Genomic DNA, 14,796 nt, shown 5'->3' with positions numbered 1-14,796 from the left:
TTATTTCTCCTCTTTCAGACTCTAGCCTTTAGCCTTCACGACAACGGTTTTGAACAAGGAACGATCGCAGGTTCCAATCGAGCTATACTGAAGCGCCAAGTCAAAACCATCGCCGCCACCGCCAAGCCGATCGCCAAGCCCCACCAAAGCCCCACACCACCTAGGCCCATCCGAGCACTGAGAATATAGCCGCTGGTGAGACCAATACCCCAATAGGCGACAATGCCAATCATCATGGGAATGTAGGTATCTTTTAGCCCCCGCAATGCACCATTGGCTGTCACTTGAATTCCATCTACCAGTTGAAACCAAGCCGCAACGCCGAGGAGATTTTTAGCAACCGTTACGACATCAGCGTTAATTGGATCGGTGGTATCGAGATAAAGAGAAACAATTCGTTCGGGAATAGTCCACATCAATAAGCTCATGCCGGCCATAAACGTGGCTCCGATGCCCATGCCCACATATCCAGCCAAACGAGCACCCGATCGATCGCCCTGCCCCAGCATTTGCCCCACTCGAATGGTGGTGGCAAACGAAACGCCCAATGGAACCATAAAGGAAGTTGCCGCCGTTTGCAGAGCAATTTGGTGAGCAGCCAACGTCACGGTACTGATTTGTCCCATCAGAAAAGTGGTAACGGTGAACAGTCCCGCTTCTGCAATCGCTAGAATGCCGATCGGCAAGCCCACGCGCAATAGATCCCAATAAACCACTGGCTCGAATCGGTATAGATGCGAAAAGGCTTTGTACACGCGCAGTTGGGGATGCACCAAGGCATACAGCGCCAGAGCTATAAAGGTACTCCATAGCGAAATGGTACTGGCCCAGCCAATCCCTGCTAGCCCCAACGCGGGAAATCCCAATTTACCAAGCATCAGCACATAATTGCCCACAATATTCAGAATGGTACCGCCCATAATCACAACAATAATGGGACGGGTGCGTGACAGCGACGAGATATAGCTGCGAAGAACGGCAAATCCCAACGCGGGAAAGTATCCCCAGGCGATCGCCTGTAGGTAGGTTTCAGTTAGCGCAACAGTTTCGGGTGCTTGCCCCAGTCGCCGCAAGAAAAATCCGGCACTCCACAGCAGCACTGTAATCGGCAAGGCAAACGTCAACGCCACCCAAAATCCTTGACGAACGACACGCCCGACTTGCTGAGCGTTTCCGGCTCCATAGGCTTCTGCTGTGAGGGGACTGACCGCCGACACGATCGAAATGCCTGTAATCAAAAACACATTGAACGTAGCTGCCCCCAAGCCTCCAGCGGCGATCGTGCTACTGCCTAGCCAGCCCATCATCATTGTGTCGATGAAGGCAACCAGTGATTGAGCTAATTGTGCTCCTGCTAGGGGAATAGCCAGGTCTAGGCAGTGTTTAATTTCGGAGATTACCCTGTTTTTTTCGGTCTGTACATGTTGGTGAATGAAGGGTGAACCGAATAGATTAAAACGAATTGACGTTCGGATTGCCATCCAACAATTGGATGAAAAAAGAAATAATTGTTTCACTCTTGCTTCACTACGAAAGCGAATACAAAAAGCAAAATTGTCATTCCAATCAGTGAACCCAAGTAAAATGAAGCCCTAATATCTGAACAGTGGCGATCGAGCGGTCGTCTACCGGAAATGCCGTCGCTCTAGCCACGCTAGTACTTCCGTCTTTGATGAAAAGCAATGCGTTGTTCCAGTTGTGGGGTCGTAAGCTTCCCAGCTAATGCACTTGTGATGACGATCGTGTTTCTCTCGAATGCGCGGTTCGGTGGTTTCAATTAAGCAATCCACCAGGAAGTCCCAAACCAAATTCAGCCAGCCCTGTGATTTTGAGTGCTGCTTTGCTTCGTCCAACGTGGCTTCCCACATGGCATCGGGAATCAATTCAAGTTGCTTGTAGCGTTCCCAATTCAAATTTCTTTTCATTAGAGATGCTTCCTTGTGTCGAGCGAATGAGTAAAATCGTCGTATTTCGTATCCTTTGTCGAGGATAGAAAATATCAACTGAAGTAAATTTCACGTAACAGTGAGTTGCGCGGACGAATCCTGTGCCTTGTTCGGACTTCTAGTCTTTTCTAATTGAATAGAAATGAGATAATTATTCCTAAAAAGTTAATGATTCATCATCCATGTATTCGCAGAATCATTTTTTGCAGTTACACAGTGTTGTACCAATTCCTAGAACTAGCCTTACAGATCCCACAGGGGCGTTTTGCGAAATGCCCTTATAGATGCGGTGATGGATAGTCCAAGTTTAGAGAATTGGTATTAGTCGATCGTGCATCTTCGTAGTTCATCAAGCTTGGCTCTAAGCAGCGCTGTGCTATAGCTGACAGCATTCTTTGCTGAATAATGAACGTCGTTGACGCAGATACAGCACGTTTATACAGCAAAAGGATAGAGCGAAACCCCGTCCAGAGCAAGAGTTGTGAGCCTGACCGTTTCCCAACCCTTCCTTCGACTGCTATGGGTATCTTCTTTAGCTGCCTATTGTTGATTGAAAATCAACGATTCTGAACAGTTCAAGTCAGAACTCAAGCCTGCTATACGATCGGGTAGCTTACTCGATATCGTCGCAGGACAGGTGTTCGCATTCGTACCATTCGCACCAGCATCAAGACTAGCAGCATCAATTGTGTAAAACGATCGAGAAAAACTGGGGATGATTGTTTGAACTTAGTCAGACATCCGCAACGAAAAGCCTGCGCAGAGTTGGTGGCGGCAAAGGGGTGGTAGATGAAGTGCGTGCCGTCATCAAGTCTCAACATGGCTTCTCTCCTAATTAAAGCGTTTGAGGCGTTGACCTCGATAATAGGAGAATCATCTTTAAACCACATCCTCCGCACGGTTCGCCCGATCGGTGGTTGTACAAATGCGCTTTTACGTGCTAGTAGTGCCATGCTCGACAATCAGTCGATCCATTTTTTGCCAGCCGCTACAGCCAGTATTCAGGATGCAGACGCGCTCGCCTTACTTCGACAACTGCGACGATCGGTTGTGCAGGTGATGCTACCACAGAAGCACGTTTCGATCGCCACTGCTTACATTCATCAGTCAGCACTTACTTCATTCACAAAATCGTCAAATGCTCCAATAGTGTTGCTGCACGGGTTTGATAGCTCACTACTAGAATTTCGTCGTCTGTTGCCCTGTTTCATTGCCGATCGAGATGTTTGGGCGATCGATTTACTGGGATTTGGATTCACAGAATACAACTCCGATTTGTCAATTAATCCGTTCACCATCCGGCAGCATCTTCATGCTGTTTGGCAACGAATCAATCAACCAATCGTGCTAGTGGGTGCATCAATGGGTGGAGCCGTGGCGATTGATTTTGCCTTGAAATATCCGAATTGCGTTCAATCTTTGGTGCTAATTGATAGCGTGGGTTTGTCTGGTAATTTTCCGATCGGACCGTTTTTGAGTGCGCCCGTTTTAGGTTGGAGCGTAGAGTGGCTAGCATTTCGTAAACAAATGGCATTGCAACTGGCGCAGGTATTCCCTTGGACTGATTCGGGTTTAGTCGATGCAATTCGCTGTAGTTTGGTGCATCAACAAATGCCGACTTGGAGACAAGCAATCGCGTCTTTTACCCGTAGCGGCGGCTATGCTTTCTCACCCGAAGATTTAACTACCATTCAACCTCCAACGTTGATCCTCTGGGGAGAATCTGACGATATGCTGGGAACTGACGATGCCGATCGGTTTCACCGCGCCATTCCCCGAAGCGAACTGCATTGGATTACAGCGGGGCATGTGCCCCATTTTGAGCAACCGCAAAGTGTAGCCGATCGGATTCAGCAATTTTTGATTACTAGATCGCAGCATGTTTGACAGCAAAACAATTCAGAGTAGGTTTACCATAGATGCTCACAACTGACTTGGAATGGCTATCTTTGTAACGCTATGACAGCGATGGGATTGAATTGACCAGAGTGAGAGAGCCATTTCCGTAGGAACTAGACGTGTTGGTTGATATTGAACCGTCAATGTCACCTCAGAATTAGCTTGAATTTCCTCTAGTAGCGATCGAGATGGATTAAACACAAATATATTGCATTGCTTGAACGATGGTAATGCCCCAGAATTTGCAAGAATTTGGAATTGTACCGCTGATTGCAAGTCATAGCTCAGCGAAATTACATCCAATGTTTGGGATGATTCAGCGATCAAAAGAGGCCGATCGGCTTGATTAAGAATGGTGGCAATCGGTTGATTGTGTAAATTGCGGCTTTTTTGATATTTCGGAGATTGATATAGCTGAAATCCGCATGAAATGCAGCTAATCGCTATTATCACTATCAACAGCCCATGCCATCGGGATTTTGTTGTCTTTAAACTCAACCGATCGGTAAATAAATAAATCATTGCCAGTTGTATACCCACATGAGCAGGCAACCAATATCGAGCCGCTGTAGAAATTTGACTTCCTGTGAGGAGATCGGTTGCAATTAAGCAAGCAGGAGTTGTCACAATTAGGCTCATCACCAACAGCCATTGCCAACGCGCGGTTTTGCGGCAGAGCCAATAGATTGCACCGCCGATGAAACTGACGATCGCCAGCGCTGTTAAAACCTCAATGAATCCAATCCACAACGGCGAGAGAACAACAGGCACATCAAAATAGAGAACAGCAAGGTTGTAGAGCCAAATTGCCAATAAAGGGGACCTCCCCAACGCGCCACGAGTCCAGGTCGTATTGTCCTGCAATGTATCCCATTGCTGTACCACAATCACCAACCACGGAACGAACGCTCCGATTGCTAGGGTTAATGTTAGAATGTAGTGCTGAAAAACGCAGCCAAAGCGCCATCGCTGCATCATCGCTACATAGCCACTGTGCCCCAGGATCACCAACCCACTCAACAGCGAGGTATACAACGCTAACGCTGTGCTGATACTGTGCCCAATCCAATAAAGGCGATCGTCTGTGCGGACAGCTTTTAGCAACGTCCAGTGCATCACTAGCAATACCACAATCCATAAACTGTAGGGCCGAGCCTCTTGAGCATAGGCGACAAAAAAAGGTGAAACAGACAACAACGCCACTGATAATGCATTAATCGTCCCATTCATTGTCCAGGATGAGAGCGATCGGGGTTTCTCTGGTGCAAACAGTGCTCGACTGAGAGCCGCCATTACTGGTAACGCAATCAAGCTGAGCAAGACAGAGAAACTCCGCATGGCCACAACTGAGGAGCCAAAGCATTGTGACCACAGCCGCGCCAACAGAAAGTAAAGGGGAGCGTGTTCTGGACTCTGCACAAGCGCTTGTAGCGTTTTCCCCCAACCTTGGTTGACATTAAGCCGCTGATAGTGTTGCAGGTCCGCGATGCTGTGCAACTGACCATCTGCCAGTTGCTCGATCACCTGTTGCTTGGTGTAGCCTGCCACCCGAATCGATGTGGCTACTTCATCGACCCAATAGGGACGATCGCCCAAATCACAAAGACGGAAAAATATTCCCAGAACCAACAGCAATAGTGCCAATTGCCGCAACGCAGAATGTGAGCTTGGTTTTCCGTGTGATCGATCGCAGATATCCACGGTACAAGAGGCTAATGGCTAAATCCAAAGAATAGAAGAAAATTTTGCGCTTAGCAAGCGGTTGCGATTGAGTGCGCGGAGTTACTAAGTGCGGTGTGCTTGCAGCAATCCTGATGGGTTACAGAGCGGCGTTTTAATAGTGTTTTACCCAGAGGGTGAATCATTTAAAGATTCAAGCGTTTTCCAGCTTCAACCTCACGCTTCATGACATCACAAATCCCAGCTTTAAAGTCACGGCGCAGGCTTTCGATCGACAGTTTTATCAGTGTGTGATGCTTGTCCATTTTGCGATAGTTTGAGAAGTTGCTGGAGAGTTTGCTGAAATTCAGGGGACAGATCAATCGGCAAGTTGCCCGATCGCACATGTAGGTCTTGCTGTGGGAATGGTATTTCGACGCTGTATTTGCGGAATTTCTCTTCAATTTTGAAGTACAGTTCACTTTTGATCAAAATATGTTTGCTGGGTTCAGCCGTCCATACCAGCAGTTCTAGATTGAGGGAACTATCCCCAAACCCCTTAAAAAACACTTGAGGTTTAGGATTGATTAAGACACGATGGTGTTCTTGGGCCGCTTCGAGTAATGCCGAGCGCACCGCGTTCATGTCCGATCCATAGGCAACTCCGACGGGCAAATGCAATCGCGACACAGGGTTGTGGTGGCTCCAATTGATCACCTCGGCGGACAAAAAACGTGAATTCGGCACAATGATCGAGATGTGATCCAGGGTACGGATTAGCGTGCTGCGGGCCCCAATCAGTTCGATCGTGCCTTCATATTCTCCGACTTGCACAAAATCCCCCACTTGGATAGGCCGCTCAAACAACAGCACCACCCCACTACCAATATCTTTAGCGATGTCTTGAAGTCCTAAACCAATCCCTAAACCGAGAGCACTAGCGAGCAGCGCCAGAGAACTTAAATCAATGCCCCAAATTTGCAGCAGCACCATCGCCCCGATGAACAGCAAACTGTAGCGAATCAGGATCGCGATCACTTCGCGAGTCCCTCGATTGGTAACAGTGAGGCGTAGGACACGAGTTTTTAAAAGATTGGTGATTGTTTTAGTAACAATTTCCAGCGCAAAGAACAGCCCCGCTAAAATCAACAGATGCACGATCGAATAGCGATTTTCGCCCAACACCACGATCGGAGAAACAAAGCTGCTGATCAAAATCTCTGTGAGCCGGTAACTCCACTGTCGCGTCCAGGGAAATAAATTGCTAATGTAAAGTACCGCAACTAACCAAATACCAACACGTGCTGCGATCAACAAAAAGCCCAGCAGCAGATCGAGGGATGTATATTGTGGTATCCGGACGCTGTCAGGATCGGGAACTTGTGTAATGGTGCGCAGTTCTGGAGTGAGGGTGCGTCGCCAAAAGCGTCCTATAGACCAATGCAACAGCAATGCAATCAGAGCGGCAATGATCGCTTGAATCGCGGCAATTCGCAAATAACCGCTTGTGCGCTGTTCTTGCGCCTGTTCGATCGCTGTTTCAATCCGCTCGGCCCATTCCCGTGCTTGGGCGCGACCACTTTGACCTGGAACCAAATCTTCTTCGGTGATAGTCAGCAATTGTTCGCCATTCAGTTCTAGCGTAGGCAATTGTTCACTACCAGATACCGTTATGCTTGGCGGCTGTCCGGTTGTAATGGCGGTCCGAATCTGACGGTTGGCCTTTTCTGCCCGTTCTTCTGCTTCATAAGTTCCAGGGCTACCCAACTGAAACAGTTCTGTACCATCTACAACGACTGAAGCCCGCGGGAGAGGGGAGGTTTCTTGGGCTATGGCAGGTGATCGATCGAAGCAGATGCTGAACAATAAGCCAACTATAAATGCGAGTCCTATGACTCGGGCAATCCGTAGCGGTTTGATCAATTTCCCGTCAGACTTGAGAAGTCTCATGATTGTTATCGATCACTCCTACTTCATTATGACTGCGTTATAAGATTGCCACGTTTGAGACTTAGATCCGGGTTATTCTAGCGCAGTTAACCGAACGCTCATCTGCCAGCGCTAGCCTGAAGGCATTTTTTTAATGGTCTCTCTCTATTATTCTGAAGACTATTTTTTGAAGACCTAGACGCCTCCACAGAGGGCTGGTGAAATTAATTGCCCTTAACTTTGAACAGCCTTTCATTCTAAGGAAGTTGATCTGGATTAATGCCTTGCGATCGCAGGTAGGCTTCCAATCGTTCTCTAGCTTGCCGTTCCTGTTCTGCCCGTTGGTGTTCCTGCTCGGCGCGCTGGCGTTCCTGCTCGGCGCGTTGGTGTTCCTGTTCTGCCCGTTGGCGTTCCTGCTCGGCGCGTTGGTGTTCCTGCTCGGCGCGTTGGCGCTCAAAGGCTTGACCTTCTGCACCTGTAGGAATCACCCGACCGTTTCGATCGCACCAGCGCAGCCAAAGCCTAGAGATATCTTCTTCAAACGGGCCTTCCCAGAGGGTGAGTCCCAGTCCGATTCCCTCCAACCAGACAACTTCTCCTATCTGGGTAACACCCTGAGGGGAAGTTAGCTCGGTATAACCGATCGGAGAAATTGACCACACGCGCAACAATGCCCCGTTCATCTCAGCTTCACCTTGAATTTGCCGCAGAGGATCAAATACAACATAATAGGGCACACCTATTTGCGCGTAGATATCCTTTTTGCTTGCAACTTTTCCTCTCTGTTGTGATTTTTGGCATAGAATCAATTCATCGCCTTCTTGGTTAGAGACAATTTCAATACAGACATCGGGAACTTTGCCAAATTCCCAAACAAAATAGGAGCGATGCCGACGTTCAGAAAAATTTTCGGCCCGTTGTACTCCCAAGCTCAGCAACATATCTGGAACAATGGGATCGCCTTTCAGTTTGTAGAACAATCCAACATTCGCTGCCGCTAGAAACGGTGGCGTAAGCACCCTAGAACTACAAAGTGGTTCTACTAATAACCGCTGCTGTAACTCAGATTGAAAATTGTCCAACGGCGTATCGTCCTCTATGACGAGATGGCTGATGTCAAGCTCAGTGATGATGTCTTCTGTACCAACCACGGGGGGATTCTCATCAAGACGAACCATAGCGAGATACTCCGGTGATGCTAGGTTCAGTATAACTTGAGGGCAAAAAAAACATGGTATAACTCGATCGACACCACTTGAGGTCATGACTTAAAACGAGGCGTAAAACGATTAATGTACAACCCAACAGTGGCAGCAATTTTAGACTGGAGCTTTGTACTTGGCTTTCCAACTCTCACCCTGATCATCTTTTGGCAGATCATGAGTCGAGGGAAGCAAGAGTAAGTCTTTACTCAAGTTCTTTGTAGAATTGTATATTTCTTATCGCTTCAACCCGATCTTCAATAGTTCCTCATAATCTTTTCCTAACCTCAAAGTAGTTAGGAAAAAGTAGGGGTAGCTATGTTTGAAAGAATTTTGGTAGCACTAGACACCTCAGTGAACAATACACGTGTATTTGAAACAGCACTGTCGTTAGCACAACTGGTGAATGCTCGTCTCTTGCTTGCTCATATCTTGCCGTGTGCAGATGCCGAATCGCCTGCAAGTTGTGAGTCACAAGGACTAACCATGCTGCGAAAATTTCATGCCGTGGCCACGCAAGCTGGAATAGGTTGCGATTTGGCGCAACCGCTTGCCAACCCAGGTCATCAAATTTGTGAATTGGCGATCGGTTGGGGGTCTGACTTGATTGTGATGGGACGTCGAGATGCTAATAACGATGAAGACCTCGATACAAGCGTTAGTCATCACGTCACTCGTCATGCTGCTTGTCCTGTATTAATTGTGCAGCATCATCCATTCGGTTATCCCGATCGCCTGGAGGGGCGCCATCTAGTGACCATGGGACAATAAACCCAGTCCAACTGTATCGTCCAGCACAGTTCATCCGGCTCAGTTTGGTAAAGTTTTGTAACTTCCTTCCTGGGAATCTTCTCCACCCCCTTTCGCCATCTGGGGGTGAGGAGATCCTTTCTTGGATGGGGGTTTTGCTTGGTAACGCGCGGCTTTATCACCAGCGGCTACTGTAGCGCTCTTCAGCCCAAGGTTCCCCTCGCTGATGGTAGCCGTTGCGTTCCCAAAAGCCTAGCTCCATCTGTTCTAAAAACTCAAGTCCATTAATCCATTTAGCGCTTTTCCAAGCGTATAGGTGCGGCACTACCAAGCGCAGGGGACCACCATGATCGGCAGGCAATGGTTCGTCGAACAGGGTGTGGGCAAAAAAGTTTTCTTCGCGAACAAAATCTTCGATCGCAATATTAGTAGTATAACCGCCATAGCAGTGCTCCATGACATGCGCCGCTTTGGGGTCTACCTCGATATAGTTCATAAAGTCAGTAACTTTTACCCCGCGCCATTTCACATCTAGCTTTGACCATGTGGTGACACAGTGAAAATCGGCAGTAAATTCGTGCTGTGGCATGGCCATAAAGTCATTCCAGGTGAACGTTTTAGGAGTGGCTAAGCCCCATACCTTAAACTCCCACCCTTCCGTACTCACCTGCGGCGTTTGACCATAGGTCAACACTGGAAAGCCTTTGGCTAGATGTTGTCCAGGCGGAACACGATCTTTGAATTCAGGGTCTGGTTTTTGAAAAAATTTGCCCAACATAGCTTTTGCTCAACGTAGAGTTGCCCAACCTAGCTGACGTGCGAATCGGGATTTGCCTATTTCAAGAATAAAGGATTTGCCGATGCTTTGCTGAGGCTTGCTTGAGAGCAGCGGAGGAGAACCTAGGACTATTGTGATGCCCCGCAATTACCCAATTGCGAAAAAACCGCCAATATGGTCCCTGCTTACAATGTCTGGTTGCACTTTCAGGAACTTAACGAGGCGGTTGATACTAAAGGCAAATTAGGTAAGGTGCGTCTGTAAGTGAAGACACAGACGCAGAATAAAACAAAGCCAGTCTGAGACAATTTACTCTTCGCCTTCGTCCTCCTCATCTTGAGGATGTCTGAAGCTACGATTCTCTTTGGACGAGTTCAAAACAGACTTACCAAGCGACAGAGCTTTTTGCGCTGCAACAGCTGCTTTGCGCTTCCAATGCGCTCTACGCATGTCCCGTTTGGAACTTGAGGTTTTCTTCTTAGGTACAGCCATGGCTGGGGTGACTGAAAAAATTCACAACCTTTCTAGCATAAACGGTTGTCACTAAATTTGCATCCCCTGATTGTGCCTCTCAATTATTTCCATTGCTCCCCATTCTTGGTCATGCGGCATCACATTCATCTCACCGCTGGCGGCTCCTCCCCCTACCAAGGAGAGGTTAGGAGGGGTCGGCATCCTGTGCAATCGGATAGAGAATGGGTATGACTTTATCTTCATTGACTTTCCTGTTCATCGTGAGTAGGGGTCGTCAGAGGTCGTCGCCCAAGCCAATTCGTTTCAAGCACTGCGTCTAGTCCACGATTGAAATCGGAAGATTGCGTGAGCATCTCACTTCATTTGTACTTGAATTGTAGTGTGGGCAATTCGGGGGTTCGGATAGAGTTTAAATAGTCTGATTGAGAGTTAGCTCCACGATCGTATCCACTAGGGCAACTGGTTCAATGGGCTTGGTGAGATGTCGCTGAAATCCCGCTGCCAAAGCTTTCTGCTGATTCAGTTCACCAGCATAGGCTGTCAAAGCAATCGCCGGAGGCTTGCGGCGTTTGGCTGAGGGGACAGCAAACTGAGTGTCAATCTGTTGCATTAGCATATAGCCATCCATATCGGGCATTCCCACATCACTGATCACTAGATCCATCTCTAATGTCTTCAAGACGTGCAACGCTTCGATCGCAGACGTAACAGGTGTGACGCTGGCCCCTGCCTGTTTCAAGATGAATACCACTAGCTCACGTGCATCCGTTTCATCATCCACTACCAAAATTCGTAAACCTGTCAATGGCGAGTGAGATACAGGAGATGAGGAATTGGGGCTGTTTTCCCAATCTGCGATTCCTGACGCTTGATCGCCAACCAACGGCAACTTCACCACAAACGTAGCCCCCAACCCTTCACCTGGGCTGGATACCTGAATTGTACCGCCATGTAGTTCTACCAAGTGTCGAGCGATCGCCAACCCTAGACCGAGTCCTCCAAACTTGCGGGTGGTTTTGCTGTCTGCTTGACGGAAGCGATCGAAAATATAGGGTAGAAATTCTGGAGTAATGCCCTTACCAGTGTCGGTGACGGTAATTTGGGCATAGGCGGGATAGGGGGATGGGGACATAGACGCTTGATCAATTCCCGCGTCATGGCTCAATTTTCGTTCTAGGTACACCTCGACACGTCCGCCCTCTGGTGTGAACTTGACTGCATTGGAGAGCAAATTCCAAATCACTTGCTGTAATCGCCCTGCATCGCCCAAGGTCTGAATTCGTGAATTAGGATATGGAACAGCTAGGGTGGAAGGAGTTTCCTGACTTCTCCCATCATTTACCGTGAATTGCAACTCGATCGCTTTCGCTTCAGCAGTCAGCCGCACCGTTTCCATGGCCGCTTCGATCGTCGATTTTAGATCGACTGGAACCTTGTCCAGATTGAGTTTGCCGCGCAGAATTCGAGAAACATCCAACAAATCTTCAATCAGTTGGGTTTGCAATTTGGCGTTGCGTTCAATAGTCTGCAAGCCACGAGTTAGGGTGACGGCATCATGATGCTTAGTTTGAAGCAATTTTGACCAGCCCAAAATCGGGTTCAGTGGCGATCGCAATTCATGGGACAAGACTGCCAAAAACTCGTCTTTGACTTGATTTGCTCGCTCTGCATCAGCGCGGGCTTTACGTTCTGCTTCATAGAGTTGGGCCCGCGAAATTGCCTGAGCACCCTGTCGAGTCAGGGCTACAACAAAATCACGATCGTCCTGAGTTTGGGGCTGATATGCTTGAAAACTCAGCAAAATACCGCCCAGCGTTTTACCTTCAACCGTGAGAGGCAAAGCCATCCAGGCCTTAAAATCATAGCGGCTGTAAATCTCAGCCAAGTGAGGATAGCGCTGAATCCGATCGCTCACAGGAGCAAGCCAAGTAGGTTCTCCGGTCCGCACGACTGCTGCGAGGGGCACATCCGCCGTGACTGGAAAGCGTTGCCAAGCTTCGAGTAAATCTGGCTCGTAGCCAATCGCCTTAATAATTTCAAGTTCGGTTCGATCGTCAGTAAGCAGCACTACTAACGCTGAACTAGCGCCCAACGCTGCCAGACTCTGCTCAACAATTACATCTGCAACTTGATAGGGCGTCAAGGATTGCGAGAGAGCGGCTGTTACTGCTTGTAATCGGGCAGTGCGTTCGGCGGCTTGTTCGGCGGCTTGCTGAGAGATTTCTGCCAGGGCCCGGGCGGCCTGCTCTCGTGCTAATTCTGCCCGTTCTTCCTCGGCTTGCTTGCGCTCGGTAATGTCATGCATGATCACCACGGCTCCCTGCTTCTGACCATGCACATCAACGATCGCCTGTCCACTAGCAAGCAGCGTTCGGGCTGCTCCCTGTTTGGGCACAATCATCATTTCGACGTTGTACAGGATTTCGCCCTGCAAAGCCCGAAAGAGGGGAATTTCGGTCTGGGACATACGGGTTGTGCCATCCGGCAAATAGAGATCATAGTGTTCCGCCCACTGGCTGGCTGGTAAAGGCTGTTCGGGTAAACCATGAAACTCGCGTGCCGCTTGATTAAACAGCGTCAAGATGCCCTCAGCATTACAGGCAACAATGCCAGCTTGAACGTTATCTAGCAACACCTTCAGCGTTTCTTGTTCTTTTTGCAGTGCTACTTCGGTTTGCTGCCGTTCTGCAATTTCTCGCCGCAATAATTCGTTGGCCTGCGATAGTTCGGCGGTTCGTTGTTCGATCAGGCGGGCTAATTCCTGTTGTGCTTGCTGGCGATCGGACTCTGTTTGTTGGCGCTCTAGTTCGGTAGCAATTCGTAGGGCAAAGATAGTTAGCAGTGATTCTGCAAGCTGGAGATTGGACAGGGGAGTTCGCCCCATAACGGCCAACAATCCCAGCGGTGCGCCCACTGAATCAAAAAAGGGAATAGCGGCATAGCTATCGACCTGAAGCGGAACCAGTAAGGGGGCGTGGGGAAACTGGGACTGCACCCCACTGGGATAGAGACACAGTTTTCGAGTTTGCAGCACCTCTTGGCAAGGGGTGCCACGCAGGGAGTACTCAAAGTTGTCGATGATTTCTCCATCGGCACAAACCGCGATCGTCTTGACGGTATCTGGGCGATCGGCAAAATGGTCAGAGCTATCGACTAACCCAATAAAAGCATAATCAACCCCCAAGGTTTTGGTGAATTGCTGTACCAATGCCAAAAAAAACGCATCACCTGTGGCAGCAGCGACTCCTTTCGTCACTTCTAGAAGAGCGGTATCAATTTGGGCCATGCGGCGGGCGGCCAATCGCAGTTCTAGCTCATCCACCACCATAGCAGCCAAATCAGACAAAGTCGCTTTTTGCGCATCGGTCAGATCTGGACGCGGCTTCATGTCCAACAGACACAGCGTTCCAAGCGTGAACCCATCATGGGTAATCAACGGAGCACCTGCATAAAACCGTAACCCCGGATCGGCCTGCACGAATGGGTTACAGGTAAACCGGTCATCTAGTTGGGTATCAGGAACCACCAACACGTCGTCGTACAGCAATGCCACGCTGCAAATCGTGTTATCGCGCCGAACTTCCTGTAACTCAAACCCGTAACAAGATTTAAACCATGCTCTAGATGCATCGACAAGGGAAACAAGCGCGATCGGTGCATCAAATAGACGCGCTGCTAATGTGGTAATTCGATCGAATGCAATTTCTGGAGGCGTGTCAAGAATCTCGTAGCGTCGCAGTGCTTCTAACCGTTTCGCTTCGTTAACTGGCGCAGGAATTGAGCACAGCAGACGGTCGGGAAAAGCTTCAGTCATGAGAGAAAGTCGGCAGATAGAAAGAGCAACGAAGCAGTGGAGCGTGCAACAACAGCCTCAACCAATTGCCTAATTCAGCCTTGATAGTTAAACCTGGCAATTAGAACAATAGGGAAAAATGGAGAACCGTCCTAAAGAATAAATCAGCGACACAATTCGATTAAGACCAGTGTAACTTCTGTTTGATACGCCTGCTTTCTACCGATTAAACTGCTTCTTTGACAGAGCAGCCCATTAGCTTGGTATTTGTTTTTGTTTCTGTTGTTCCCTAATTGCATCTGTCCCTCAAAAGCACTCGTTCAGTTAGGTGTAGCTAGGGCCGAGGGAGTGTTAAGCAAACCTACT

General features: G+C 48.6%; 12 protein-coding genes. 2 read left to right on the top strand and 10 right to left on the bottom strand.

Annotated features, from left to right (window positions below; translation table 11 throughout):
* Nucleotides 1-35 precede the first annotated feature (35 nt).
* The 3 genes from OXH18_RS10680 to OXH18_RS10670 form a co-directional block, all read right to left on the bottom strand.
* A complete protein-coding gene (locus OXH18_RS10680; RefSeq protein ID WP_268612767.1) occupies nucleotides 36-1,481 on the bottom strand; it encodes an MATE family efflux transporter in 1,446 nt (481 codons plus the stop codon).
* Nucleotides 1,482-1,625: 144 nt separating this feature from the next.
* Nucleotides 1,626-1,925, bottom strand: a complete 300-nt coding sequence (locus OXH18_RS10675) for a hypothetical protein (RefSeq protein ID WP_268612766.1) — start codon at nucleotides 1,923-1,925, stop codon at nucleotides 1,626-1,628.
* A gap of 617 nt (nucleotides 1,926-2,542) precedes the next feature.
* Complete coding sequence (locus OXH18_RS10670) at nucleotides 2,543-2,767, bottom strand: hypothetical protein (protein ID WP_268612765.1); 225 nt, start codon at nucleotides 2,765-2,767, stop codon at nucleotides 2,543-2,545.
* Between OXH18_RS10670 and OXH18_RS10665 the strand changes: the two genes are divergently transcribed.
* Complete coding sequence (locus OXH18_RS10665; RefSeq protein WP_268612764.1) at nucleotides 2,766-3,833, top strand: alpha/beta fold hydrolase; 1,068 nt, start codon at nucleotides 2,766-2,768, stop codon at nucleotides 3,831-3,833. The genes OXH18_RS10670 and OXH18_RS10665 overlap by 2 nt on opposite strands.
* 36 nt (nucleotides 3,834-3,869) lie before the next feature.
* Here OXH18_RS10665 and OXH18_RS10660 read toward each other — a convergent pair whose 3' ends face one another.
* The 3 genes from OXH18_RS10660 to OXH18_RS10650 all read right to left on the bottom strand — a co-directional run bounded on the left by OXH18_RS10660 (nucleotide 3,870) and on the right by OXH18_RS10650 (nucleotide 8,611).
* Nucleotides 3,870-5,498 carry a glycosyltransferase family 39 protein gene (locus OXH18_RS10660; protein WP_268612763.1) on the bottom strand — a complete coding sequence of 543 codons (1,629 nt, stop codon included), beginning with the start codon at nucleotides 5,496-5,498 and terminating at the stop codon, nucleotides 3,870-3,872.
* A gap of 279 nt (nucleotides 5,499-5,777) precedes the next feature.
* Nucleotides 5,778-7,454: a mechanosensitive ion channel family protein gene (locus OXH18_RS10655; protein WP_268612762.1), complete on the bottom strand. Its 1,677-nt coding sequence runs from the start codon at nucleotides 7,452-7,454 to the stop codon at nucleotides 5,778-5,780.
* A 236-nt stretch (nucleotides 7,455-7,690) separates the two neighbouring features.
* Nucleotides 7,691-8,611, bottom strand: coding sequence for a Uma2 family endonuclease (locus tag OXH18_RS10650; RefSeq protein WP_268612761.1), 921 nt, complete (start codon nucleotides 8,609-8,611; stop codon nucleotides 7,691-7,693).
* A gap of 378 nt (nucleotides 8,612-8,989) precedes the next feature.
* Between OXH18_RS10650 and OXH18_RS10645 the strand changes: the two genes are divergently transcribed.
* Complete coding sequence (locus OXH18_RS10645; RefSeq protein ID WP_268612760.1) at nucleotides 8,990-9,406, top strand: universal stress protein; 417 nt, start codon at nucleotides 8,990-8,992, stop codon at nucleotides 9,404-9,406.
* 157 nt (nucleotides 9,407-9,563) lie between these two features.
* Here OXH18_RS10645 and OXH18_RS10640 read toward each other — a convergent pair whose 3' ends face one another.
* From OXH18_RS10640 to OXH18_RS10625, 4 genes are all read right to left on the bottom strand, one after another.
* Nucleotides 9,564-10,163: a sulfite oxidase-like oxidoreductase gene (locus tag OXH18_RS10640; protein ID WP_268612759.1), complete on the bottom strand. Its 600-nt coding sequence runs from the start codon at nucleotides 10,161-10,163 to the stop codon at nucleotides 9,564-9,566.
* A 309-nt stretch (nucleotides 10,164-10,472) separates the two neighbouring features.
* A complete protein-coding gene (gene rpmF / locus OXH18_RS10635; protein WP_268612758.1) occupies nucleotides 10,473-10,655 on the bottom strand; it encodes a 50S ribosomal protein L32 in 183 nt (60 codons plus the stop codon).
* 51 nt (nucleotides 10,656-10,706) lie between these two features.
* A complete protein-coding gene (locus OXH18_RS10630; RefSeq protein WP_268612757.1) occupies nucleotides 10,707-10,838 on the bottom strand; it encodes a hypothetical protein in 132 nt (43 codons plus the stop codon).
* Nucleotides 10,839-11,046: 208 nt separating this feature from the next.
* Nucleotides 11,047-14,451, bottom strand: coding sequence for a GAF domain-containing protein (locus OXH18_RS10625; RefSeq protein WP_268612756.1), 3,405 nt, complete (start codon nucleotides 14,449-14,451; stop codon nucleotides 11,047-11,049).
* Nucleotides 14,452-14,796: the final 345 nt, after the last annotated feature.

The organism is Thermocoleostomius sinensis A174, assembly GCF_026802175.1.
Lineage (GTDB): Bacteria > Cyanobacteriota > Cyanobacteriia > Elainellales > Elainellaceae > Thermocoleostomius > Thermocoleostomius sinensis.
Note: the sequence above shows the minus strand (reverse complement) of the source record. Positions and strands in the feature narration are given on the sequence as shown.

Bases quoted from the DNA above. Each gene is read 5' to 3' on its own strand.
- OXH18_RS10650 (WP_268612761.1), bottom strand. From the start codon at position 8,611: ATGGTTCGTCTTGATGAGAATCCCCCCGTGGTTGGTACAGAAGACATC.
- OXH18_RS10640 (WP_268612759.1), bottom strand. From the start codon at position 10,163: ATGTTGGGCAAATTTTTTCAAAAACCAGACCCTGAATTCAAAGATCGT.
- OXH18_RS10655 (WP_268612762.1), bottom strand. From the start codon at position 7,454: ATGAGACTTCTCAAGTCTGACGGGAAATTGATCAAACCGCTACGGATT.
- OXH18_RS10680 (WP_268612767.1), bottom strand. From the start codon at position 1,481: ATGGCAATCCGAACGTCAATTCGTTTTAATCTATTCGGTTCACCCTTC.
- rpmF (WP_268612758.1), bottom strand. From the start codon at position 10,655: ATGGCTGTACCTAAGAAGAAAACCTCAAGTTCCAAACGGGACATGCGT.
- OXH18_RS10665 (WP_268612764.1), top strand. From the start codon at position 2,766: ATGGCTTCTCTCCTAATTAAAGCGTTTGAGGCGTTGACCTCGATAATA.
- OXH18_RS10675 (WP_268612766.1), bottom strand. From the start codon at position 1,925: ATGAAAAGAAATTTGAATTGGGAACGCTACAAGCAACTTGAATTGATT.
- OXH18_RS10625 (WP_268612756.1), bottom strand. From the start codon at position 14,451: ATGACTGAAGCTTTTCCCGACCGTCTGCTGTGCTCAATTCCTGCGCCA.
- OXH18_RS10630 (WP_268612757.1), bottom strand. From the start codon at position 10,838: ATGCCGACCCCTCCTAACCTCTCCTTGGTAGGGGGAGGAGCCGCCAGC.
- OXH18_RS10670 (WP_268612765.1), bottom strand. From the start codon at position 2,767: ATGTTGAGACTTGATGACGGCACGCACTTCATCTACCACCCCTTTGCC.